The 24,062-nt window shown below is 55.5% G+C and carries 21 protein-coding genes; 15 read left to right on the top strand and 6 right to left on the bottom strand.

Annotation, left to right across the window (positions count from 1 at the left end; translation table 11 throughout):
* Positions 1 to 239 (bottom strand): hypothetical protein (locus EDC90_RS21045; RefSeq protein WP_207903832.1); only part of this gene is annotated, 239 nt, incomplete at its 3' end.
* A gap of 319 nt (positions 240 to 558) precedes the next feature.
* Between EDC90_RS21045 and hrpB the strand changes: the two genes are divergently transcribed.
* The 5 genes from hrpB (at position 559) to EDC90_RS02760 (ending at position 6,346) form a co-directional block, all read left to right on the top strand.
* Positions 559 to 3,024: an ATP-dependent helicase HrpB gene (gene hrpB / locus EDC90_RS02775; RefSeq protein WP_132308298.1), complete on the top strand. Its 2,466-nt coding sequence runs from the start codon at positions 559 to 561 to the stop codon at positions 3,022 to 3,024.
* Positions 3,025 to 3,048: 24 nt separating this feature from the next.
* Positions 3,049 to 4,365, top strand: a complete 1,317-nt coding sequence (locus EDC90_RS02770; RefSeq protein ID WP_132308296.1) for an ActS/PrrB/RegB family redox-sensitive histidine kinase — start codon at positions 3,049 to 3,051, stop codon at positions 4,363 to 4,365.
* A gap of 259 nt (positions 4,366 to 4,624) precedes the next feature.
* Positions 4,625 to 4,996 carry a PAS-domain containing protein gene (locus EDC90_RS21485; RefSeq protein WP_348633650.1) on the top strand — a complete coding sequence of 124 codons (372 nt, stop codon included), beginning with the start codon at positions 4,625 to 4,627 and terminating at the stop codon, positions 4,994 to 4,996.
* Positions 4,997 to 5,051: 55 nt separating this feature from the next.
* Positions 5,052 to 5,531 carry a GGDEF domain-containing protein gene (locus EDC90_RS21480; RefSeq protein WP_348633649.1) on the top strand — a complete coding sequence of 160 codons (480 nt, stop codon included), beginning with the start codon at positions 5,052 to 5,054 and terminating at the stop codon, positions 5,529 to 5,531.
* 245 nt (positions 5,532 to 5,776) lie between these two features.
* Positions 5,777 to 6,346, top strand: a complete 570-nt coding sequence (locus EDC90_RS02760) for an ActR/PrrA/RegA family redox response regulator transcription factor (RefSeq protein WP_132308347.1) — start codon at positions 5,777 to 5,779, stop codon at positions 6,344 to 6,346.
* Between the two features lie 135 nt (positions 6,347 to 6,481).
* Here EDC90_RS02760 and EDC90_RS02755 read toward each other — a convergent pair whose 3' ends face one another.
* Positions 6,482 to 6,973 (bottom strand): MmcB family DNA repair protein, encoded by a 492-nt coding sequence (locus EDC90_RS02755; RefSeq protein WP_132308294.1) that lies wholly within the window; start codon positions 6,971 to 6,973, stop codon positions 6,482 to 6,484.
* Between the two features lie 168 nt (positions 6,974 to 7,141).
* Between EDC90_RS02755 and EDC90_RS02750 the strand changes: the two genes are divergently transcribed.
* From EDC90_RS02750 to EDC90_RS02740, 3 genes are all read left to right on the top strand, one after another.
* Positions 7,142 to 7,786 carry a L,D-transpeptidase gene (locus EDC90_RS02750; RefSeq protein ID WP_132308292.1) on the top strand — a complete coding sequence of 215 codons (645 nt, stop codon included), beginning with the start codon at positions 7,142 to 7,144 and terminating at the stop codon, positions 7,784 to 7,786.
* 171 nt (positions 7,787 to 7,957) lie between these two features.
* Positions 7,958 to 9,052 carry a carboxynorspermidine decarboxylase gene (gene nspC, locus EDC90_RS02745; RefSeq protein WP_132308290.1) on the top strand — a complete coding sequence of 365 codons (1,095 nt, stop codon included), beginning with the start codon at positions 7,958 to 7,960 and terminating at the stop codon, positions 9,050 to 9,052.
* A gap of 87 nt (positions 9,053 to 9,139) precedes the next feature.
* Complete coding sequence (locus EDC90_RS02740) at positions 9,140 to 10,390, top strand: saccharopine dehydrogenase family protein (RefSeq protein ID WP_132308288.1); 1,251 nt, start codon at positions 9,140 to 9,142, stop codon at positions 10,388 to 10,390.
* 55 nt (positions 10,391 to 10,445) lie between these two features.
* Here the strand turns inward: EDC90_RS02740 and EDC90_RS02735 are convergent, their stop codons facing one another.
* Complete coding sequence (locus tag EDC90_RS02735) at positions 10,446 to 10,910, bottom strand: hypothetical protein (protein WP_132308286.1); 465 nt, start codon at positions 10,908 to 10,910, stop codon at positions 10,446 to 10,448.
* A gap of 206 nt (positions 10,911 to 11,116) precedes the next feature.
* Here EDC90_RS02735 and coaBC point away from each other — a divergent pair, with 206 nt between their 5' ends.
* Positions 11,117 to 12,325: a bifunctional phosphopantothenoylcysteine decarboxylase/phosphopantothenate--cysteine ligase CoaBC gene (gene coaBC / locus EDC90_RS02730; RefSeq protein WP_132308284.1), complete on the top strand. Its 1,209-nt coding sequence runs from the start codon at positions 11,117 to 11,119 to the stop codon at positions 12,323 to 12,325.
* Between the two features lie 19 nt (positions 12,326 to 12,344).
* On the opposite strand, the gene EDC90_RS02725 is transcribed toward coaBC, so the two are convergent.
* Positions 12,345 to 12,683: a chaperone modulator CbpM gene (locus tag EDC90_RS02725; protein ID WP_132308282.1), complete on the bottom strand. Its 339-nt coding sequence runs from the start codon at positions 12,681 to 12,683 to the stop codon at positions 12,345 to 12,347.
* Positions 12,683 to 13,624, bottom strand: coding sequence for a DnaJ C-terminal domain-containing protein (locus EDC90_RS02720; RefSeq protein WP_132308280.1), 942 nt, complete (start codon positions 13,622 to 13,624; stop codon positions 12,683 to 12,685). The genes EDC90_RS02725 and EDC90_RS02720 overlap by 1 nt, the downstream gene beginning before the upstream one ends.
* 167 nt (positions 13,625 to 13,791) lie before the next feature.
* Here EDC90_RS02720 and EDC90_RS02715 point away from each other — a divergent pair, with 167 nt between their 5' ends.
* From EDC90_RS02715 to pyc, 6 genes are all read left to right on the top strand, one after another.
* Positions 13,792 to 13,992: a YgaP family membrane protein gene (locus tag EDC90_RS02715; RefSeq protein ID WP_132308278.1), complete on the top strand. Its 201-nt coding sequence runs from the start codon at positions 13,792 to 13,794 to the stop codon at positions 13,990 to 13,992.
* A 17-nt stretch (positions 13,993 to 14,009) separates the two neighbouring features.
* Positions 14,010 to 14,999 carry an efflux RND transporter periplasmic adaptor subunit gene (locus EDC90_RS02710; protein ID WP_132308276.1) on the top strand — a complete coding sequence of 330 codons (990 nt, stop codon included), beginning with the start codon at positions 14,010 to 14,012 and terminating at the stop codon, positions 14,997 to 14,999.
* Complete coding sequence (locus tag EDC90_RS02705; RefSeq protein WP_132308274.1) at positions 14,996 to 18,193, top strand: efflux RND transporter permease subunit; 3,198 nt, start codon at positions 14,996 to 14,998, stop codon at positions 18,191 to 18,193. The genes EDC90_RS02710 and EDC90_RS02705 overlap by 4 nt, the downstream gene beginning before the upstream one ends.
* 100 nt (positions 18,194 to 18,293) lie before the next feature.
* Positions 18,294 to 18,590 carry a YrhK family protein gene (locus tag EDC90_RS02700; RefSeq protein ID WP_132308272.1) on the top strand — a complete coding sequence of 99 codons (297 nt, stop codon included), beginning with the start codon at positions 18,294 to 18,296 and terminating at the stop codon, positions 18,588 to 18,590.
* A 135-nt stretch (positions 18,591 to 18,725) separates the two neighbouring features.
* Positions 18,726 to 19,505 carry a LuxR C-terminal-related transcriptional regulator gene (locus EDC90_RS02695; protein WP_132308270.1) on the top strand — a complete coding sequence of 260 codons (780 nt, stop codon included), beginning with the start codon at positions 18,726 to 18,728 and terminating at the stop codon, positions 19,503 to 19,505.
* 105 nt (positions 19,506 to 19,610) lie between these two features.
* On the top strand, positions 19,611 to 23,069 hold the full coding sequence (gene pyc, locus EDC90_RS02690) for a pyruvate carboxylase (protein WP_132308268.1): 3,459 nt from the start codon (positions 19,611 to 19,613) through the stop codon (positions 23,067 to 23,069).
* A 37-nt stretch (positions 23,070 to 23,106) separates the two neighbouring features.
* On the opposite strand, the gene EDC90_RS02685 is transcribed toward pyc, so the two are convergent.
* Positions 23,107 to 24,006 (bottom strand): EamA family transporter, encoded by a 900-nt coding sequence (locus EDC90_RS02685; protein WP_132308266.1) that lies wholly within the window; start codon positions 24,004 to 24,006, stop codon positions 23,107 to 23,109.
* Positions 24,007 to 24,062: the final 56 nt, after the last annotated feature.

Genomic DNA, 24,062 nt, shown 5'->3' with positions numbered 1-24,062 from the left:
TCTCTTTTCCAGCGAACCCGAAAGTCCACCAAAAGACAAAGCCGCTCGCCACGTTTCTCTTTCTTCAATATGCAATTGTCCAAATAACCGACACTCTTTAAAAGCGTCACAAATTCACCTTCGGCCAATCTGTTTTTAACCAGCCTACCCAAGCATTCCAGCCTGTCGGAGATTTTGTCTGAACCGTAGGCCGCTGAAGCGCCGCCCCGTCGTTCGGTGAGGCGGCTTATAGACCCCATTTCCGCAAACCGTCAACAACCAATTCCAAAAAAAATGACATTTTTGTTAAGTATCTGATTTTAAACATTTATTTCCAATACGCCGCCAAACCCAAATCATTAACACACATTAACCAATCAATCAGCCCAACAAAACAGCAATACAATGAAATGAATGAAAAATGGGCAGGGGTTTATTGGAGTCCCGTGATCTGTGGCAGAAAGGTTTTGAGGCCTGCCCTGTTGCGCTCAGCTGATGACCTTTATATCGCAAGTCAGAAAGTATGCTATTTGTCGAAACGAATGAGGCAGGCCATTATTGCAGCACCATGGATCTGACGTGACCACAAACACGAACCAAACGCCTCTCCCTGTTTCCGCCGTCCTGAACGCACTCACTCAAGCGCTGCAAACAGAAGGGCGTGCAGTGTTGTCCGCGCCGCCTGGGGCAGGCAAGACGACACTGGTTCCGCTTCATCTGCTTAGAGAAGACATCCGAGACGATCAGAAGATTATTGTTCTCGAACCTCGTCGGCTTGCCGCGCGTGCTGCTGCATTCAGGATGGCCTCACTTCTGGGAGAAGAGCCTGGCCAGACGGTTGGTTACCGGATGCGGCTCGACAGCAAGGTCTCAGCGGCAACCCGAATTGAGGTCGTCACCGAGGGTGTTTTCGCGCGAATGGCGCTGGACGACCCGGAACTGAATGGCGTTGGAACCATCATTTTCGACGAATTCCACGAACGCTCGCTTGATGCCGATTTCGGACTCGCGCTCGCACTTGATATCCGCGAAGGCTTTCGTGAGGACCTGCAGATCATCGTGATGTCGGCAACGCTGGACGTGAAGGGCATCAGCGCGCTTATGCAGAATGCCCCGGTCATCGAAAGTGAGGGGCGCGCATTTCCAGTCGACATCCGATATCAGAGCCGCAAACCACAAAGCCGGATTGAAGACAGCGTGGCAGATGCGGTTTCCTCAATGCTTAAAACGGAGGAAGGCTCGATTCTCGCCTTCCTGCCCGGACAGGCAGAAATCCGCCGCACCGTCCAGCAGCTTGAAGGGCGGATCGGTCAGCACGTCATACTGGCCCCGCTATACGGGAACCTTTCGCGCTCAGAACAGGACGCGGCGATCCGCCCTGCCCCTTCCGGTATGCGCAAGGTGGTGCTGGCGACCTCCATCGCGGAAACCTCGATCACGATCGACGGCGTCAACATCGTCATCGACAGCGGCCTCCAGCGTGTTCCGGTCTTTGAACCGGCAACCGGAATAACCCGGCTTGATACGATAAAGGTTTCCCCTGCTGCAGCCGATCAGCGCGCCGGACGCGCTGGCAGAACGGCGCCGGGTGTCGCGCTCAGACTGTGGCATGAGGGACAGACTGCCGCCCTGCCCGCTTTCCAGACACCTGAAATTCTGAACACTGATCTGACCGGTCTGGTGCTTGATCTGGCACATTGGGGGGTAACAGACCCTCGACAGATGACATTTGCAGACCCGCCGCCAACAGCGGCATATTCTGAGGCAAGGAAGCTCCTCACATCCCTCGGTGCGTTGGGAAATGATGGCCGGTTAACTGAGGAAGGTGCACGTATGCGCGCACTGCCTCTGCCGCCCCGGCTGGCAGCCATGGTGATCCGCTCCGCCACGAACGGGCACGCAGAAGATGCCGCACGAATGGCTGTTCTGCTGACGGAACAGGGGCTTGGCGGAACAGGCACGGACATCTCCGCCCGGCTGCGCAACTTCGGGGACGACCGGTCCAAGCGTGCCGGTGATGCACGCGGACTTGCAAAGCGTATTGCCCGGCTGGCAGGCGTAAATGCTGTAAAAGACGGGTTCTTTGATCCGGGTTCCGCCCTGCTTCATGCATTTCCGGATCGGATCGCCTTGCGCCGGGGCGGCGATGGACGATACCTGATGGCCAATGGCAGGGGCGCAGCGCTTCCCGACAGTGACGAGCTGATGCAGCACGAATTTCTGGTGATTGCCGATCTCACCGGTTCTGCTGCGCGCGGTCGCATTCTGGCGGCCTGCCCTGTCTCACGTGAAACAATTGAAACCGAATGCGCCGGTCTGATAAACGAAGACAATGAGTGTGTTTTCGATCGCAACAGCAAAAGCGTTCGTGCACGCACCGCACGCCGCCTCGGCGCTTTGGTGCTCCACGAAAGACCTCTGAAAAAGCCGGGCGGCGATGAAGCCGCTGCAGCCCTGAGCGAAGGCGTTCGGGAATTCGGTCTTGATCTGCTGACCTTCTCCAAAGACGGCGCGCATTTACGCGAACGAATGGGCTTTTTGCATCGTAAACTCGGAACACCCTGGCCGGATGTGAGCGATGAAGCCCTGATTGCAACGCTGGAGACATGGTTCACCCCGTTTCAAAACGGCGTTACAGCGATCAGTGGCATAACATCGGGCAGCCTCACTGAAGGACTGAAATCACTTATTCCCTATGCCCAGCTTGCAGATATGGACCGGCTGGCGCCAACACATTTCAAGGCTCCGACCGGAGACCGGGTGCCAATACGCTATGACAGCGATGAACCCGTGCTTTCCATCCGTGTACAGATGTTATACGGCCTGAAATCCCATCCGGTCATTGCCGGTCACGTGCCATTGACGCTGGAGCTGACGTCTCCGGCCGGTCGGCCGATCCAGACGACACGGGACCTTATGGGCTTTTGGACCGGTTCATGGAAAGATGTGCGTGCCGATATGCGGGGGCGCTACCCGAAGCACCTCTGGCCCGAAGATCCGGCCAACGCAGAGCCAACCCGGCGAGCCAAGCCGCGCGGCACCTGAAGGCAGCCCTTCAAGAGAGGACAGATGAAGCCGACCATACCCAATACGATGATGTCGGAAAGCCGGAGAAACTGGCGACTGCAGACACTGGTGCGACTGCGCTGGGTCGCTGTCGCGGGACAAACAGCCACGATATTTTATGTCGCCTTCGGTCTCGGCTTTCCGATGCCACTTTATCCGGTATTCGCGCTGATCGCAGCCCTCGCGCTCGGAAACCTGCTTCTCGTCCTGCGCTACCCGCCAACGCAAAGGATCAGTCCGTCCATTGCCGTTACCCTGATCGGCTTCGATATTCTGCAGCTTTCAGCGCTTCTGTTTCTCACCGGCGGCCTTGCCAATCCCTTTGCGCCGCTGATTTGTGTCCCTGTGATTATTTCGTTTACGGCGCTACCGCTTAAATATGCCTCGGCATTGATGGCTCTGGCGATCCTTGCCGTTTCAGCACTGGCACTGACGCCTTTTCCCCTGCCCTGGCACCCCGGGATTGTTCTGGCAATCGAGCCGGTGCTTAAACTCGGTATCTGGATTGCAATCATCTCCATGTTGAGCTTTGCGGCCTTTTACGCCCACCGGGTTTCTCTGGAAGCACAGCAGATCACAGATGCGTTGGCCGCAACCGAACTTGTGCTGCAGCGCGAACAACACCTTTCTCAGCTAGACGGGCTGGCAGCAGCGGCAGCCCATGAACTGGGCACACCCCTGGCAACGATTTCGGTGGTCGCCAAGGAAATGGCACAAACGCTGAGCGAAGATCCTGCCTATGGAGAAGATGTTCAGCTGCTTTTGAGCCAGAGCCAGCGCTGCCGTGATATTCTCGGTCGGCTGACCTCGCTTTCGAAACAGGATGAGGCGCATATGCGCCGCCTGCCTCTGTCTTCCCTGGTGGAAGAAGTGGTTGCTCCGCATCGACCCTTCATCAACGATCTGTCCATCAGCTTTGACGCAAGAAGCGAAACCGAACCGGTTGGCACCCGTAACCCGGCCATCCTTTATGGCCTTGGCAATCTGATCGAAAATGCCGTTGAGCATGCTGAAACACGAGTTTCGGTCACTGTGCGCTATGGCGAAAACCTTGTCGAAATCATCATTGAGGATGATGGCGAGGGCTATGCACCGGAAATCCTGCCGCGTATCGGCGAGCCCTTCGTTTCAGATCGCAACCGCGATCAGATGCGTGAACGTGCCGGCGGGCTGGGCCTCGGTCTGTTTATCGCCAAAACCCTGCTGGAACGCTCCGGTGCTTTCGTACGGTTTGAAAATACGGGTGGCGCGCGCATTACGGTGTCGTGGCCACGCTGGCGCATGGAAACACCTTTTGAAGCCGGTTCGCGCCCTTCCTGAGGCTTTACAGCATCGTGCTTTCCGGGAACAGCTGCAAGTGTAGCAGTTTCAGAAAACAGAATCCTCGCACCAAAAGACGCGCCCCTCTCCTGACTTTAAGAACTGACGACCACTCCTGAAGTGGCTGCAGTTTTGATCATTTCCAATTCATGTCATATCTTTAGCATCATGATCCATTATCGAAGTGGTCCTGTTATCGAAATGGCCCTTGCCCATCCCATGGATCAGGCAACCCAACAGATAAGAACGCTAAGCGCCCATGAAGACAGCACTTCGGAAAATTAATGATTTCATGGAGCAGGGAGAAATCTTCCTCGCAGTGTATGACGAAAATGACCGTCTGGCCTATGCCAACCAGAAATACCGGCAGGCGTTTTTTCTGGAGCCGGATGCATATCCCACCTGGGCTGAACTCATGCGCAGCAACTATCATGCCCGTCGTGGGACCGTAATCAATAGTCCAGACTTTGAGCTTTGGTTGAAAAGCACGCTCTCACGCCGTGGCAAGATACCATACAGGGCGTTTGAAACAGATATTCATGATGGTCGCTGGCTATTCATGACAGAAACGGTCGATGAAGACGGTTGGATGTTCTGTCTGGCGACCGACATAACCGACTTGCGCGCCTGACCGCGATCTCCGACTGGAGCGTGACATCGCTTTAAGGTCATCGCTGACAGACGAGTTGACCGGGATCGCCAATCGCCGTTTTGTCATAGCAAGGCTGGCTGCGATGATGCAGATGCCGCCTGCACCATCGCAGCCGAGCACGGGTTGTTTTGCGATTTTTGATGTCGACAATTTCAAACAGATCAACGACAGTTTTGGTCATCAAAGCGGCGACCAGTTGCTGGTGAGCTTTGCGCAGGAAATATCGAGGCTGGTGCGCCGTATTGACTGCTTCGGCAGGCTGGGCGGCGAGGAATTCGGGTTGGTCCTGCCTGGTGCAAACCCGGATGAAGCCAAGACCGTTGTCGAGCGTATGATGTCTCAGGTTCGTATGCTCTCACCGCTTCGGTCTCACCCCGCTCTACACATCACTTTTTCCGCCGGAATTTCTGCAGCGAAGCCGTATGAAACCTATGATGCACTTTATGGCCGCGCGGATGCTGCGCTTTATCAGGCGAAACGGCGCGGGAAAGACAGGCTTTGCCTTGCAGCATAAGCCATAACCATATGCACTCCATCCCAGGGACAAATATCCTGCTTTCGGCAGGAAAAAGGGCGGGTTTCGGGCCATATCTCCTCGCCAGCAGAAGGCGAAACCGACATTTAAGGGTTTACCCGCTATTGTCAGGGAGTCATAAGCGGCCCTAAATAGAGCAGAACAATACAACGAAAAACGGTTCAATTCCGTCGATAATGAGTTCGAGCATGACAATGAAGGGTGATGACGAAGCGCGGCAGGACATGCGCGCGGATGGGTCTGAAGCAGGGTCGGCTGCCGAACTCGGCCATGATCGATCGCTTCTGCTGGTCGATGACGATTCCGCTTTCCTCAAGCGCCTTGCCCGCGCAATGGAGGCGCGCGGCTTTCAGACTGAAACCGCTGAAAGCGTCGCTGAAGGTATTGCATGCGTTGAAACCCACGCCCCCAAATACGCCGTCGTTGACCTTCGCCTTGAAGATGGCAACGGCCTTGATGTGATTGACGCCATCCGCAATCTGCGCACCGATACACGCATCGTCGTGCTCACGGGTTACGGCAACATCGCCACGGCCGTCACGGCTGTCAAACTGGGTGCGCTGGATTATCTGGCCAAGCCAGCCGATGCCGATGATATTCTCCACGCGCTGACACAAAAGCCCGGCGAAAAGGTCGAACCGCCGGAAAACCCGATGTCGGCAGACCGTGTGCGTTGGGAACATATCCAGCGCGTTTATGAGATGTGCGATCGCAACGTCTCTGAAACCGCAAGGCGACTGAACATGCATCGCCGCACATTGCAGCGTATTCTCGCCAAACGGGCCCCGCGCTGAGACAAATATATCCACGTTGGCGGTTCAACTGCCTCTTGAGAAGACTGGCCCGCCCCGGAAACGCAAATCCGGCCCGTTCGCCTGTGCTCCTGCATTTTCGCGAATGTCAGAATATTTCACCTGAGCGAAAGACCCTCAGCGACTTTCTGCATCGTATTTTTCGAGCGCCAGTTCCGCTGCCGTCAAGCGCTTTGCTGCCGCCCGTGCAAACTGCAGGGTCAGGGCTTTGCGCCTTGCCGGTGGCAGGCGATGCTCCGGCGCTTCACGGATCAGCTCCGCGGAATAGCGGTCCGCCAGAAGCAGACCGCAGTCTTCCGGAAAGATATCCAGCGGCACTGCCGAATGCGTTGCAAAGAAAAGTCTGTCGCAAAAATTCCGATAGTCCGGCCATTTCTGATCGACGCGAAAATCCTCAATCGACGACTTGATTTCGATGATCCAGATTTCGCCCTTTTCGGAAACACTGAGAAGATCAGCACGTCGCCCATTTGCCAGCGACAGCTCTGCTACGGCGGCATGCCGCATGTGCTTCAAAAGGTGCTGAACACCGCGCCGGACAAGCAATGCATTTTCCGACTGCCGACCATCCAGCGTCGGGTTTTTCCCATGAAGGTCGATGATCGCCATAACCATATCCCTTATTCGATGTATTTTGACAACAATGCGGCAGCCATGTGTTCCTATGGTGGCAGGAAGACCGGCGCCGCACTTGCCTATCAGCAATTTGTTAACCATAAGGCGTTAACCAATGTTGTTATCACCTTTCATCGGAAACGTTGCGCCACGGGACGGCCTATGCACATTAAACACGCTCTTTTGGGACTTTCACTTGTTGGTCTTCTGGCCGCTGCCGGCTGCACCACGACAGATGGTATGTCATCAGGCCGTATGGCACCGGTTTCCGCCTATGCTGCCGTTAAAGACGAAGGCGTGGACCTGCCGCGCGTTCCGATCAATGAGGTTGATGATAAATATCGTCGACAGATCGTTGATTACAAGACCGACGAAAAACCTGGCACTATTGTTGTCGATACAAAAGAACGCCTGCTTTATTATGTGCTGGAAGATGGCAAAGCCGTTCGCTACGGTGTTGGCGTCGGGCGCGATGGCTTCCGCTGGTCCGGTACCGCCTATATTGGCCGCCGCGCCGAATGGCCGACCTGGTACCCGCCGGCGGCAATGGTCAAGCGTCAGCCCGAGCTGAAGGAATTTGCCGGTGGTATGGATGCGGGTATCATGAACCCGCTCGGTGCGCGCGCGCTCTATCTTTACCGAAACGGTAACGACACGCTCTACCGTATTCACGGTAACCCGAACTGGACCTCCATCGGCCAGTCTGTTTCCTCCGGCTGCATCCGGATGATCAACCAGGACATTATCGACCTTTATGCCCGCGTTGATCCGGACAAACGCACCAAGGTTGTCGTACTGCCGGGCTGATTTTCACCCTGCTTGTGTTTTTATAGGCGGTGCCTTCCGGGACCGCCTTTTTGCTTTGCTCACATTGTTTTCAGCCAGCCCGCGCTTGATTTTGACAAATCCTCAGATAGATAAACCGCAAACGGTCGCTTAGCGCCGAGACTTGCCTGAAAACCGAGAAGGGCCCGGCACATGCAAACCCCCTACTACCTGATCGACAAGAAGCGCCTGAGAGCGAATATGGAAAAGATCGCATGGCTCTGCGCCCATTCCGGCGCAAAGTCACTGCTCGCCCTGAAGTGCTTCGCCACCTGGTCGGTTTTCGATCTGATGAGCGAATATATGGACGGCACCACGTCGTCATCGCTTTACGAAGTGAAACTGGGGCACGAAAAGTTTCCCGGTGAAACGCATGCCTACTCTGTTGCTTATGCGGATCATGAAATCGAAGACGTTATCGCAAGCTGCGATAAAATCATCTTCAATTCTGTCAGTCAGCTCAAACGGTTTGAACAACAGTCTGCAGATACAATCCGAGGATTGCGCGTCAATCCGCAGGTATCGTCATCCGATTTTGATCTGGCCGATCCCGCACGCCCTTTCTCGCGGCTGGGCGAGCATGATCCGGCGACGATTGAGCCTGTGATGGACAAGGTTTCCGGTTTCATGTTCCACAATAACTGTGAGAACGATGATTTCGAAAAGTTCGATGAAATGCTGGGCGTGATCGAAGAGCGTTTCGGTCATCTGATCACCCGCTGCGACTGGATTTCTCTGGGTGGTGGCATTCATTTTACCGGCGACGACTATCCGCTTGAAAAGCTTGCCGGGCGGTTGAAAAAACTTTCTGAGACCTACGGCGTTCAGGTCTACCTGGAGCCGGGTGAAGCGGCCATCACCAAAACCACCACGCTGGAAGTGACCGTTCTCGACACGATGAACAACGGCAAGGATCTGGCCATCGTCGATTCATCGATCGAGGCGCATATGCTGGACCTGTTGATCTATCGCGAAAGTGCCAGACTTATACCGAATACCGGACCGCACAAGGTGATGATCTGTGGTAAATCCTGCCTCGCGGGCGACATTTTCGGAGAATTCTCTTTCGAAGAGCCGGTCAAGGTGGGCGACCGGCTGTCCGTTCAGGATGCGGCCGGTTACACAATGGTCAAGAAAAACTGGTTTAACGGCGTTAAGATGCCGTCAATTGCCATCAAAGAGGAAAATGGCGAGATCCGACCTGTTCGCCACTTTGACTACGAAGACTATAAAGCCAGTCTTTCATAGGCTTTTGACATCTCGCGGAGCGGTGCGCCGCTCCAACCCTTGATTTTGAGGCAGCAAAACCTGTCTAAAACCGGAGGCGTTGTTCCGATGAAGAAAAATGTGCTGATTATCGGCGCGGGCGGTGTAGCCCAGGTGGTTGCGCATAAATGCGCCCAGAACAATGATGTGCTGGGCGATATTCATATTGCCTCACGCACCAAGGCGAAATGCGATGCGATCATCGAAAGCGTTCTGGAAAAGAAGGCGATGAAGCAGGACGGCGTTCTGCTTGCCCATCAGCTTGATGCGCTCGACATTGCGTCAACCGTTGCGCTGATCAAACAGACAGGCATTGAAATCGTCATCAATGTCGGTACGGCATTTTTGAACATGTCGGTTCTGGAAGCCTGCCTTGAAACAGGCGCGGCCTATATCGACACAGCGATCCATGAAGAGCCGGACAAAATCTGCGAAACGCCGCCATGGTATGCCAACTACGAATGGAAGCGCAAAGACCGCTGCGCGGAAAAGGGTGTCACCGCTGTTCTGGGCGCCGGCTTTGATCCGGGCGTCGTCAACGCCTATGCCCGTCTTGCCAAGGACGATTATGTCGATGACATAACCGATATCGACATTGTCGATATCAATGCCGGAAATCATGGCAAGTATTTCGCCACGAACTTCGATCCGGAAATCAATTTCCGGGAATTCACCGGCACGGTCTATGCCTGGCAGAACAATGAGTGGACCGAGAACAAGATGTTCGAGATCGGCCACGAGTTCGACCTGCCCGTCGTCGGCAAACAGCAGGCTTACATGTCCGGCCATGACGAAATCCATTCGCTATCGAAAAACATGGGGTCGCCGAATGTCCGTTTCTGGATGGGTTTCGGTGAGCGTTACATCAATGTTTTCACGGTTCTGAAGAACCTCGGACTGCTTTCCGAACAGCCGGTTACAACGGCAGAGGGGCAGGAAGTGGTGCCGTTGAAGGTGGTGAAGGCCGTTCTGCCCGACCCGTCCTCTCTGGCACCGAACTACACCGGCAAGACCTGCATCGGTGATTTCGTCAAGGGCATGAAGGATGGCAAGCCAGCCGAAGTCTTCATCTATAATGTCTCGGATCACAAAGAGGCCTATAATGAAGTCGGTTCGCAGGGCATCTCGTTTACCGCCGGTGTGCCGCCAGTCGCGGCTGCCATGCTGGTTGCGTCCGGCGAATGGGATGTGAAGACAATGGCCAATGTCGAGGAACTGCCGCCCAAGCCGTTCCTGCATATTCTAAATCATATCGGCCTGCCGACGCGGATCAGGGATGAAAACGGCGACCGCGCCCTCGATTTTTCGAAATCGGTTTAGCGTTTCGAAACGCGAAAAGGGCCGGTGCGGGGCGTCTTAAACCGCCGCTCCGGCTTCAGCGTGCAAGGCCGAACTGGATTTCGATCTTGTGATAGCCGGCTTTGGCACCGTTCCATTTGTGATAGATTTCTCGGCTTTCGCCCGAAAAATCGTGGCGCGAAAACCGGATTTCCTCCACCAGCGGCGCATAGCCTTGCGTGAACAGACCCCGCATCGTGCCCTGATAGGTCCGTGTTGCCGCCATGATCGGTTCGAAGCGGACCAGCTCGAAACGGCCTGCATGGTTATAGCCCTCGGGCTTTTGGACCGGATAGCAAATCGTCCAGTCAAAACGCGTCTTGCCGTCCTGCGGCAGGTTTCGCGCGGTGAAAACCCAGGGCCCCGCCATGGCAAGCCCGCATTCCGCCGCCTCGCTTTCTATCTCCGGGGATAACACCGCAGCCGCCGCCTTCACATCACGGATGGCGAGCAATCGCTTTTCGGTCAGCGCCCAGAACGCATCAGTCTCAACGATCTTCATCACAACCGGCCTCTTTTGACATGCATGCTGGAACGCACTAACTGGTCAATCATCGGGAGCCAACGCTTTTTGTAGAATGCACTTGTTAAATTCGTCGGGAAAATAGCATTCTTTAGAAAAGTATTTCGCGCAATACGTTCCGGATCCTGTTCCTTCCGGATATTCATGATAATGATGTCGGCAAAACGCTGAAAAGAACGAAGCTCATGGCGCTAAAAGACAAACGCATTCTCCTGATCATCGCCGGTGGTATTGCCGCCTACAAAAGCCTCGATCTGGTCCGCAGGCTGAAGGAGCGCGGTGCGCAGGTCACACCTTTGATGACGAAAGCAGCGCAGGAATTCATCACACCGCTTTCCGTCGGTGCTCTTTCCGGTGGCCATGTTTTTACTGATCTTTTTTCCCGCACTGAAGAACAGGATGTCGGCCATATCCGGCTGGCGCGTGAAAACGATCTGATCGTGGTTGCACCGGCAACCGCCAATCTGATGGCCAAGGCGGCCAATGGCATCGCTGATGATCTGGCGAGCGCCGTGCTTCTGGCGCGCGACTGTCCGCTTCTGCTGGCCCCGGCGATGAACCCGAAGATGTGGTCGGCCGCCCCCACGCAACGCAATCTTGCAACACTTATGGCTGACGGTGTTAAGACCGTCGGACCGATGGCCGGCGAGATGGCGGAAAGCGGCGAAGCGGGTACAGGTCGCATGGCCGAACCGCTTGAAATTGTTGCTGCCATTGAAGGCGTCTTCGATGATCAGCCGAAGCCGCTTGCCGGAAGGCGCGCCATCGTCACCTCTGGTCCCACGCATGAGCCAATTGATCCGGTGCGTTACATTGCCAACCGCTCCTCCGGGCGCCAGGGTCATGCGATTGCCAGGGCCCTGGCAAAACTGGGAGCTGAGGTCACACTGGTTTCCGGGCCAGTGACGATTGCTGACCCCGACGGCGTAAAAACAGTGCATGTGGAAAGCGCACGCGAGATGCTGGCCGCCGTTGAGGCGGCCCTGCCAGCCGATATTGCCGTCATGGTGGCAGCTGTTGCCGACTGGCGGGTAGCCCAAAGCGCACCGCAGAAGATGAAGAAAAAGCCAGGCGAAGCACCGCCACCGCTGCCGCTTGAGGAAAATCCGGATATTCTGAAGACCATCGGCCATCATGCAAACCGGCCTCATCTGGTGATCGGCTTTGCCGCCGAAACACATGATGTGGTTGCTTATGCAAGCGACAAGCTGGCCCGCAAAGGAGCCGACCTGATTGTCGCGAACGATGTCTCGAAGGAAGGCGTCATGGGCGGAACGCGCAATCAGGTAACGCTGGTGACACGCGAGGGCACGGAAAGCTGGCCGGATATGGACAAGGATGCCGTGGCTAACCGGATTTCTGACTGGATTGCCGCCCAGTCCGGCAAAAAATAGCGATCAAAGCTGTTTCAGATCAGCGTCCGGTTTGTTCAAACTGCTGCAGCCGCGCCAGAACGGCATCGCAGACCGCCTCACCTTCCGCATTCAGCGCAGCGTCGATCGCCCGGGCGCGTTTACGCAATGAGCCAACCTCATCCAGAAGCCCGAGAATGACAGGCACCGCTTCCTCATTCACCGCCATATCCTCTGTCAGCTCGACAATCAGATTCAGCCGTGCAACATCCGTCTCATCAAAGACTGGCCCGGCCTCCCCGCGATAGGGCCGAACCCACGCCTGACGCACGCAAACCTCCAACCGATCCGCACTCAGGCGCTCAATCCTTGTCAGCACCTCGGTTTTGGTCATCATCATCAGCGGTTGCCTCCCTTCCAGTCAGCGCGCGGATCATAGGAATAACGGCTTCGCCAATCGCGAATGGCGTCTTCCAATGCCTTATCCGGTGTTTCCGGCATGACAATTTTCAGCCGCACAAGAAGATCACCGGCACCATGACCTCCGGATTTTGGTGCGCCCTTGCCTTTCAGCCGCATCACCCGGCCGGAACTGGAATTCTGCGGAACTTTCAGGTTCACACGGCCATCAATCGTTGGCACCGAAACCGTTGCGCCCAGTACCGCTTCATCAATGGACACCGGCAGATCCATCTTGATGTCATCGCCATCGCGCTCAAAAACGGGATCGGGCGTAATGTCGACGCGCACATAAGCGTCCCCAGCAGGCCCGCCATTGCGCCCGGCTTCCCCCTTGCCGGAAAGCCGCAGAGATTTGCCATCCTCAATGCCCGCGGGAATGGAAATCGAAATTCGCCCACCCTCCGGCAGGCCGACGGTTTTCTTTGCGCCTTTCAGCGCTTCCATCAAACTGACCTGTAAATGAAAATGCCGGTCCTTGCCGCGCACCTTCATCTGCGCACCGCCGCGACCAAAGCCCCCGGCCCGACCGCCGAAAGCCTGTGAAAAGAAACTTCCAAGGTCATCAAAATCACCGTCAAATGCATAACGGCCTGACGGATCTGCATCCGCATAAGACCGGTAATACTGCCGTTCCGGCGTTTCCTGCTGGTTGGCATCAATCTCACCTGCATCAAAACGACGGCGCTTTTCGGGGTCTCCCAAAAGATCATAAGCCGCTGTAACTGCGCTGAATTGCTCTGCCTTGGCCTTGTCGCCGGGGTTTAGATCCGGATGGAGTTTCTTGGCAAGTTGCCGATATGCTTTCTTGATATCGGCCTCAGAGGCATTCTTTGCCACGCCAAGCACCGCATAGGGATCCTTGATATCGCTTTGCGCCATTGTTCACCTTATCCTGAAAGCCGGGCGAAATACCCTGTCTGAAGAAGATATGGGCGCACCGCGCCATGCTGTCCAGATGATACCGGCAGAGACCTCTGAAATTCTCTTGCAAATATTCTATAATATCGTATATACAAACATACGTATATTAAAGTGAGGAGTTTCCAATGTCTCTGGATCGTATGGTTTTAGCCTTTGCGGGCATCATGGTGCTGATTTCGGTTCTGCTGACCGCTTTTGTCAGTATCTACTGGCTATGGCTGACAGCATTTATCGGCGCCAATCTTCTGCAGTCAGCGTTTACCGGTTTCTGCCCTGCAGCCATCATCTTCAAAAAGCTCGGCATCAAACCCGGCAACGCATTTTAAGCACCAAGGGGCCTGATATGTCGATCTCTTCCATCTGGCGCGGTGCGACCGCGCTCGGTCTGTTGCTGGCAGCGACAGCCGCTTCAGCCGACACACTGAAAATCGAACCCGTTACCGTGCCTGAATGGAAAGCCGTTTACGGCGAGGTCGAAGCCCGCAACACCGTTCCGGCCCGTGCACGCATCGGCGGAACACTGGAAAGCCTGACGGTTACAGAAGGCGATACAGTGCATGAAGGTGATGTGATAGCCACCGTCGAAGACGATAAGTTGAACTATCAGATCAGTGCCTATGAAGCGCAGCTGAAAGGGCTTGAGGCTTCGCTGAAGAATGCGCAGTCCGAGCTTGACCGCGGCGAACAGCTGAACCGCAAGGGCGCTCTCAGCAATCAGCAGCTTGAAACGCTGAAAACCCAGGTCGATGTCGTGACCAATAATATCGCATCGACCAAGGCCAGTATGGCGGTGGTCAGGCAGCAGCTGCAGGAAGGCGATGTCATTGCCCCTGCTTCGGGTCGTGTTCTGACGGTTCCCGTTGTTGCAGGCTCGGTCATTCAGCCCGGCGAAACCGTGGCAACAATTGGTTCCGGCGGGTTTTACCTGCGTCTGGCTGTGCCAGAACGCCATGCCGATATGCTCAGACAGGGCGCGACCATTGAGATCAGCCGTCCGACAGATGCGGCAACGACAACGGGCAGGCTGGTCAAGCTCTATCCACAGCTGGAAAACAATCGCGTGATTGCCGACGTCGAAGTTGACGGTTTGAAAACCGGTTATGTCAATCAGCGTTTTCTGGTTCGCGTTCCGATTGGAGAACGTCAGGCTCTGATGGTTCCCGAAACTGCTGTGTCCACCCGTCACGGACTTGATTTTGTCAGCATAGCGCTTGGCAATGGAGAAATGCGCGAAAAAACCGTGATCACCGGCAAACGCGAGACCCTTGACGGCAAGCCGATGGTTGAGGTCCTGACGGGACTGAACCCCGGCGATGAGGTGATAACCCCATGAAAAAGCATCCTCTGGGCATTGCCGGCGGGCTGACGAAAACCTTCATCGCATCGCCGCTGACACCGCTTTTCCTGCTCGCCGCTCTGGCACTTGGCATCGTCGCACTCTTCACTTTGCCACGTGAGGAAGAGCCGCAAATTTCCGTGCCCATGGTCGATATCATCGTTCAGGCCCCTGGTCTGAAAGCAGAGGATGCGGTCAAGCTTGTCTCCGAACCACTGGAAACGATCATCAAGGGCATCAACGATGTCGAGCATGTCTATTCCCAGACTTCCGACAATCAGGCCATGGTCACCGCCCGCTTCAAGGTTGGTACGCCCTCGGATTCAGCGGTTTTGCGTGTTCATGACAAGGTCATGGCCAACATGTCGGCGATCCCCGTCGGCATACCGGAACCATTGATCATTGGCCGTACAATTGACGATGTCGCGATTGTCGCCCTGACGCTGACGCCAAGCCCGGACAAGGGTGCTGGTGTTACCGCAAATGATCTCACCCGCGTTGCCCGGGAGCTGCAGACAGATCTCACCAAGATCGATGATGTTGGCCTCACCTACCTTGTCGGGGAAACCGGTGAGGCAATTCGCGTTGAGCCTGACCCGGAAAAACTCGCCCTTTATGGTGTCACACTGAAACAACTGACCGGCAAAGTAACCGCAGCAAACCGGGCTTTTTCCACCGGCACCGTGCGCAATGGTGGCATGCAGGTCGATGTGATGGCCGGGGAAACGCTGTCCACACCTGGCGAGATCGGCAACCTGCTTTTGACCACGGCAGATGGTCGCCCGGTTTATGTCCGCGATGTCGCCAGCACCAACTTCATCACAAACGATTCCGATGCCATCACATCTTCGGTCACACTGGCCGAAGATGGTTCGATGAACCGCGTTCCTGCGGTCACGCTTGCCATAGCCAAGCGTTCCGGTGCCAATGCGGTTGATGTTGCGCATCACATTCTCGGTCGGGTTGACCAGTTAAAAGGCACGATGATCCCGGATTCGATGACCATTTCGGTGACGCGCGATTATGGCGAAACCGCCAACGAAAAAGCCAATGAACTTCTGTTCCATCTGGCATTGGCAACGGTTTCGATCATCATTCTTGTCTGGCTGGCAATCGGTCTCAGGGAAGCCCTTGTCGTTGCCATCGTCATTCCGGTGACGATCCTGATGACGCTGTTTGCTGCCAATATTATGGGTTATACGCTGAACCGCGTTTCGCTGTTCGCGCTGATTTTCTCCATCGGCATTCTGGTGGACGATGCCATCGTCGTGATCGAGAATATCGCCCGTCACTGGGCCATGCCGGGAGATCGCTCGCGCGTTCAGGCGGCCATCGAAGCTGTGGCCGAGGTCGGCAACCCGACGATTGTCGCAACGCTGACCGTGGTGGCTGCACTTTTGCCGATGATGTTCGTGTCCGGCATGATGGGCCCCTATATGAGTCCGATCCCGGCGGTCGCTTCAGCGGCAATGATCTTTTCTTTCTTCGTTGCTGTCATGATAACGCCATGGCTGATGGTGAAGATCGCCGGAAATGCCAGGCTACATTCAGAAGATGCTCACGGCGGCGGCAGGCTTGGCCGCGCCTATGCAGCTATTGCCCGGCCGATTTTGAAAACCAAGCCACGTGCCTGGACTTTTATCGCCATCGTTCTGGTCGCGACCTTCGGTTCGCTCAGTCTGTTTTACACCGAGCATGTTACGGTCAAACTTCTGCCCTTCGACAACAAGTCGGAGCTGATGGTGACCATCGACCTGCCAGAAGGCAGTTCGGTTGAGCAGACGGATGCGGTTGCCCAGTCTGTGGCCGCCGTCGTGCTTCAGACACCGGAGGTCACATCGGTTCAGACCCATGCGGGCACTGCGGCACCGTTCAATTTCAACGGTCTGGTCCGCCATTACTATATGCGGGATTATCCGCAGATGGGCGACCTTCAGATCAATCTGACGCCGAAGGCTACGCGCGACCGTTCCAGCCACGACATTGCGCTGGATCTGAGACAGAAAATCCTTGCCCGGGTCGATGTTCCTGACGGAACCTCGCTCAAAGTGGTTGAGCCACCGCCAGGGCCGCCGGTCATGGCCACACTTCTGGCTGAAATTTACGGCCCCGATGCACAAACCCGGCGTGCGGTGGCCGGCAAGGTTCGTGAGGCATTTAATGCGGTTCCCTTCATCGTCGATGTGGATGACAGTTACGGCCAGCAGACAAAGCGACTGCGCGTGACCATCTCAGGCGACGATCTGGAATATTACGGTGTTTCGGAAGCGGACGTCTTCGATACATTGCAGGCGCTGAATGCCACGAAAACGGTTGGATATTCCCATCGCGGCGGGGGACGCCCGCCGATTGCAATCGAAATCGGCCGACAAAAGGGAGAAAAGGTTCTCGACGAAACATTTCTTTCTACCCCGGTTGCCTCGTCCGGTGCGGGAGATACGGCCTCGGTTGTCGAACTTGGCGACGTCGTGCATGTCTCGGAAGAAGACACATCTTACACGATCTTCCGCCACAACGGTCATTATGCCGATATGGTCACCGGTGAGCTGGCGGGAGACTTCGAGGCCCCGCTTTATGGCATGCTTGCGGTCAAAGACCAGATTGATGCAATGGACTGGGGCGACCTGCCAAAGCCAGAGATCAAACTCCACGGTCAGCCGGATGATGAATCCTCACCGGTGCTTTTGTGGGATGGCGAGTGGGAAGTGACCTGGGTAACCTTCCGCGATATGGGAGCTGCCTTCATGGTCGCACTGCTGGGTATCTATATTCTCGTCGTTGCCCAATTTGGCTCCTTCAAACTGCCACTGGTGATCCTGACACCGGTACCGTTGACCTTCATCGGGATCATGCTGGGGCACTGGGCTTTTCACGCACCGTTTACGGCCACATCAATGATCGGCTTCATCGCACTGGCCGGTATCATTGTGCGCAACTCGATCCTGCTGGTGGATTTCATCCGTCACATCCGCTCAGACGATGTACCGCTGACAGAGACGCTGATTGAAGCCGGTGCGATCCGCTTCAAGCCAATCCTTTTAACCGCGCTGGCTGCGATCATCGGCGCAGCCGTGATCCTTGCGGATCCGATCTTTCAGGGGCTGGCGATCTCGCTCCTGTTCGGACTGATCTCGTCAACACTGCTGACGGTTCTGATTATTCCGGCGATCTATCGTGTACTCAGGAGCTGACAGCGGGGACAATCAGCGTTCAGGGCTTTTCATACAAGACAGTAAAATGCGACTGTTGATAAAACCACTGTGATCGAAAAGCGAACTCAGGACCGGACATATGAAAATATTTCAGGCTGATACACCTTCGAAAAGCGACCGCCACGCCCGCATTTATGCTCTCTACGAACTTGCCTACACCCTGATCGACTTGCTGGCCGCAGTCTTCTTCATATTGGGATCGCTTTTCTTCTTTTTCGACAGCCTGATGTATGCCGGAACATGGCTGTTCTTCATCGGCTCCATCTTCTTTGCTGTGAAACCCGGACTCAGATTTGTCAGGGAGTATCACTATATGCTCATCGGCGATTATCAGGATATCATTGGCAAAAACCGGTGGGACAAAAAGAGTTCATAAAGCGCGCAAAGGTTGATAAAATTCAATCCACTACTCTATATAAGAAGCATTTGAATCATAGCCGGCACGCTCGAATAGTGTCTGCCGGCTTTGCCAGACCGGCCGACAGCGCGGTATCCTGATGATCTGGCGTGAATGAAACTGAATGGTGGTGGTTTGAAAAAGATAGACAGAATTCTGGAGTTTCTTGTCGTTGCCTACGAATATGGGGATGTGGTCAGCATTCAGTCTGCCTTTGAGCGTGTCATCGATGACTATGGAATCCCATATTACGGTCTGTTTGAATATTACGCCTTCAAAACAAAAGCTGAAGAGCGCTACCGGGTCGTTCTGAGCCGTTTTCCAGACAACTTTGTCGATCGTATCACGCAGGATTATGTGAAAATCGTCGACGGCGCATGGCCCTCAATGGCAATCAGCAGAGGCGCATTCTTCTGGGGCCGTCACCTGTACGAGTTCGTTGATAAATCCAGCGAACTTTACAAGGCTTTCGTAAGCCTTAATGCTGAAATGGACCGGTATAACATGCCGAATGGCATGACCCTCCCGGTCTTTGACCGGCGTGGCATGATTGGTGACCTCAAGCTCGCAAGCAGCAAAGAAATCGAGATAACCCCGCTCGAGACAACGCTGCTGGCAGCACTTGCCGATACTTTTTTGAAACGCATCCTGGAGATTTCTCAGAAAACGCCACCCTATGCTGCGATGCCGGAATACATGCCCCCCGTTTCAACGCGCGAGCGTGCGATTATGCAGGGGCTTGCCGATGGCAAAACCTCTGTTGAGATTGCGAAAGAGCTTGGTTTATCCAACCATACAGTGAACTGGTACGTAACCGGTTTGCAGGGAAAGTTTAACGCTCGAAATCGCCAGAATCTGATTACAGTTGCCATGCGGTTGGGACTAATTTCCTAGACCCAAAAATACCGTATCGGCGCAAGGCGGGTTTGCGCTTACCCCTGACTTTAGCTATGAATTTCCTAAAGCACTTTTTTGCTTATTCTCATGAGGGGGTCTTCCTTGTCCATTTCGAAAATTCTTGTCGCAAACCGTTCCGAAATCGCCATCCGCGTCTTTCGCGCTGCAAACGAACTCGACATCAAAACGGTCGCCATATGGGCGGAAGAGGACAAGCTTGCGCTTCATCGCTTCAAAGCCGATGAGAGCTACCAGGTCGGTCGCGGACCGCATCTCGACCACGATATGGGACCGATCGAAAGCTATCTTTCCATTGAGGAAGTGATCCGCGTCGCCAAGCTCTCCGGCGCCGATGCGATCCATCCCGGTTACGGGCTCCTGTCTGAAAGCCCTGAATTTGTGGACGCCTGCGAAGAAGCTGGCATCACTTTCATCGGCCCGAAGGCTGAAACCATGCGCCGCCTTGGCAACAAGGTTGCAGCGCGAAATCTTGCCATCGAAGTCGGTGTTCCGGTTGTGCCAGCCACAGACCCACTGCCCGATGACATGGCAGAGGTTGAAAGGATGGCCGACGAGATCGGATATCCGGTGATGCTGAAGGCATCCTGGGGCGGCGGCGGTCGCGGCATGCGCGCCATTCGCTCCAAGGACGACCTCGCACGCGAAGTGACAGAAGCCAAGCGCGAAGCCAAGGCGGCCTTCGGCAAGGACGAAGTCTACCTTGAAAAGCTGGTCGAACGCGCCCGCCACGTCGAAAGTCAGATCCTCGGTGATACGCATGGCAATGTCGTACATCTTTTTGAACGCGACTGTTCAATCCAGCGTCGGAACCAGAAAGTGGTCGAACGCGCGCCTGCGCCGTATCTGAACGAAGAGCAGCGCGCCGAGCTGGCCGAATACTCCCTGAAGATCGGCCGCGCCACCAATTACATCGGCGCCGGTACCGTTGAATATCTGATGGATGCCGATACCGGGAAGTTTTACTTCATCGAAGTCAACCCGCGCATTCAGGTTGAGCATACGGTGACTGAAACCGTCACCGGCATCGATATTGTCAAGGCGCAGATCCATATCCTCGACGGTTATAAAATCGGAACGGAAGAATCCGGCGTTCCCCCTCAGGAAGAAATCTACCTGCGCGGCCATGCCCTGCAGTGCCGCATCACCACAGAAGATCCGGAACACAATTTCATTCCCGATTATGGCCGCATCACCGCTTATCGCGGCGCAACCGGCTTCGGCATCCGTCTGGATGGCGGCACCGCTTTTTCTGGCGCTGTGATCACCCGTTTCTACGACCCGCTTCTGGAAAAGGTCACCGCCTGGGCGCCTTCACCGCAGGAAGCCGCACGCCGCATGGACCGTGCACTGCGCGAATTCCGTATTCGCGGTGTGGCCACCAACCTGACCTTCCTTGAAGCGATCATCACCCATCCGAAATTCATCGATTACAGCTACACAACGCGCTTCATCGATGAGACCCCGGAACTGTTTGATCAGGTCAAACGCCAGGACCGGGCAACACGCCTCCTCACCTATCTGGCCGATGTCACCGTCAACGGCCATCCGGAGGCCAAAGGCCGTCCGAAACCGTCCAATGAAATCGCACCGCCGGTTGTTCCGTACACTGAAGGCGACCCCAAGCCGGGCACCAAACAGCTGCTGGACGAAATGGGACCGGAGAAGTTCTCCAAGTGGATGCGCAATGAAACGCGCGTTCTGATGACGGACACGACCATGCGTGACGGCCATCAGTCACTGTTGGCAACCCGCATGCGCACGCACGATATTTCAACGATCGCCGGAACCTATGCCCGCGCTCTGCCGGAACTGTTCTCACTGGAGTGCTGGGGCGGTGCCACGTTCGACGTATCCATGCGCTTCCTCACCGAAGATCCGTGGGAACGGCTGGCAAAGGTGCGTGAGAATGCGCCGAACCTGCTGCTGCAGATGCTCTTCCGCGGTGCCAATGGCGTTGGCTACAAGAACTATCCGGACAATGTGGTGAAATACTTTGTCCGGCAGGCCGCTGCTGGTGGTATCGACCTCTTCCGCGTGTTCGACTGCCTGAACTGGGTGGAAAACATGCGCGTCTCGATGGACGCTGTATTGGAAGAAAACAAGCTCTGCGAAGCTACGATCTGCTATACCGGCGACATCATGAATGCCAAACGGCCTCAGTATGACCTGAAATATTATGTCGGTCTCGCCAAGGAGCTGGAAGCCGCAGGCGCTCACATCATCGCGGTAAAGGACATGGCCGGGCTGCTGAAGCCGGGCGCAGCACGGGTTCTGTTCAAGGCGCTGCGTGAGGAAACCAGCCTGCCGATCCACTTCCACACGCATGATACATCGGGCATTGCTGCTGCAACCGTTCTGGCTGCTGTTGATGCCGGTGTTGATGCCGTGGATGCGGCGATGGATGCGTTTTCCGGCAACACGTCTCAGCCCTGCCTTGGTTCGATTGTCGAAGCCCTGAAGGGCCACGAACGTGACCCCGGCCTCGACACCAACTTCATTCGCCGCATCTCATTCTACTGGGAGGCCGTGCGTCACCAGTACACGGCGTTTGAAAGCGACCTTAAGGGCCCGGCGTCGGAAGTTTATCTGCATGAAATGCCGGGCGGCCAGTTTACCAACCTCAAGGAGCAGGCCCGTTCTCTTGGTCTGGAAACCCGCTGGCATGAAGTCGCGCAGGCCTATGCCGACGCCAACCAGATGTTCGGCGATATCGTCAAGGTCACCCCGTCCTCAAAGGTGGTCGGCGATATGGCGCTGATGATGGTCAGCCAGGATCTTTCGGTCGCCGATGTAGAAAGCCCGGCCAAGGACATCTCCTTCCCGGATTCCGTCATCTCGATGCTGAAGGGTGATCTCGGACAGCCACCGGCTGGCTGGCCGGAGAAGCTGCAGAAGAAGGTGCTGAAAGGCGATGATGCCTATACGGTACGCCCCGGCTCGCTGCTCGACGATGCGGATCTGGAAGCCGAACGCAAGGAAGCCGCCGAGAAGATCGGCCGTGACCTCAATGACTTCGAACTGGCTTCCTATCTGATGTATCCGAAGGTCTTCGTCGATTATGTTATGGCGACCGACACTTATGGCCCGGTCTCGGTTCTGCCGACACCTTCCTATTTCTACGGCATTACCGAAGGCGAAGAGATCCACGCCGATATCGAGCGCGGCAAGACCCTTGTTATCCAGAATCAGGGCATTACCGGCGCTGACGAAAAGGGCATGGTCACCATCTTCTTCGAACTGAATGGCGCACCACGTTCGATCAAGGTGCCGGACCGCGCACATGGTGCTGCAGGTGGTGCAAACCCCAAGGTGGACCCGGCCAACCAGAACCATGTTGGTGCACCAATGCCGGGCGTCATCTCCACGGTTGCCGTCTCCAGCGGTCAGCAGGTTTCACAGGGCGATGTGCTGGTATCCATCGAAGCAATGAAGATGGAAACCGCGCTTCACGCTGACCGTGAAGGCGTGATCAAGGAAGTCCACGTCAAGGCTGGTGATCAGATCGATGCCAAGGATCTGCTGATCGTCTACGAAGACTGACAAGATCAGAGTTTACAAAAAATCTGGAAAACCCCGGTCATTCGGCCGGGGTTTTTATCTGGGCTTCGGGCGCTTGAATGAATTTGGGTGAAGGTCTGCTGGCACGCTGTCCAACCCACAGACTTGCGAGAACCAGAACCGCACCACCAATCTGAACCGGTGTCAAAGCCTCACCAAGAATGCCCCACCCTAGAAGAACGGCACTCAGTGGACTTAAAAAACCGAGAAGTGCTGCACGCGCGGGACCGATTCTGGCGATACCACGAAACCAGAGATAGTAGGTCAGCGCTGCACCGATAAGTCCCAGCCAGACAAGACCAGCGAACGCCTTCATATCCGGTAGTGGAAAACCCGGCTCCAGAACCAGCGCAAAAGGTGCAAGCACTATACCGCCTGCCGTCAGTTGCCAGGCTGTCAGTGTCAACGGTGAGACAGGCCATTGCCATTTTCTGGTCAGCACGGTGCCACATGCCATCGACAAAGCACCGCCGAGCGCCGCCGCAACGCCCAGCGGGTCGAGTGCGATCGCCGAAGAAATCAACAGCAGACCGACACCGGCCAGACCGCCAAGGGCTGCGGCCACACCGAGTGGGCGAACCGGCGTGCCGATAACAGCCCGCGCCAGAAACAGAACGATTAAAGGCTGTGTGGCGCCCAGAGTTGCCGCGACGCCGCCCGGGAGACGATAGGCAGCGACAAAAAGCAAAGCCCAGAACAAAGTGAAATTCAGCAGCGCGAGCAGAAACAGTTTCGGCAACCAGCGAACCTCCGGAAACCGGCGCAGAACAAGAATCAGAATGATGCCAGCCGGAAGCGCCCGCAAAAGGCTGATGGTGAGAGGATAGCCGTCTGGCAGCCATTGGGTGGTGACAATATAGGTGCTGCCCCAGATTGCAGGCGCAATTCCGGTTAACAGCAAATCGGGTGATTTTATCATAGGACTATCCTTTTATCTTGATATCAAGATATTTTTATAAATCTTGACGTCAAGGT

The sequence above is a fragment of the Martelella mediterranea genome, from assembly GCF_004342225.1.
In the GTDB taxonomy this organism is placed as follows: domain Bacteria; phylum Pseudomonadota; class Alphaproteobacteria; order Rhizobiales; family Rhizobiaceae; genus Martelella; species Martelella mediterranea_B.
This window is presented reverse-complemented; position numbering and strand designations above follow the sequence as displayed.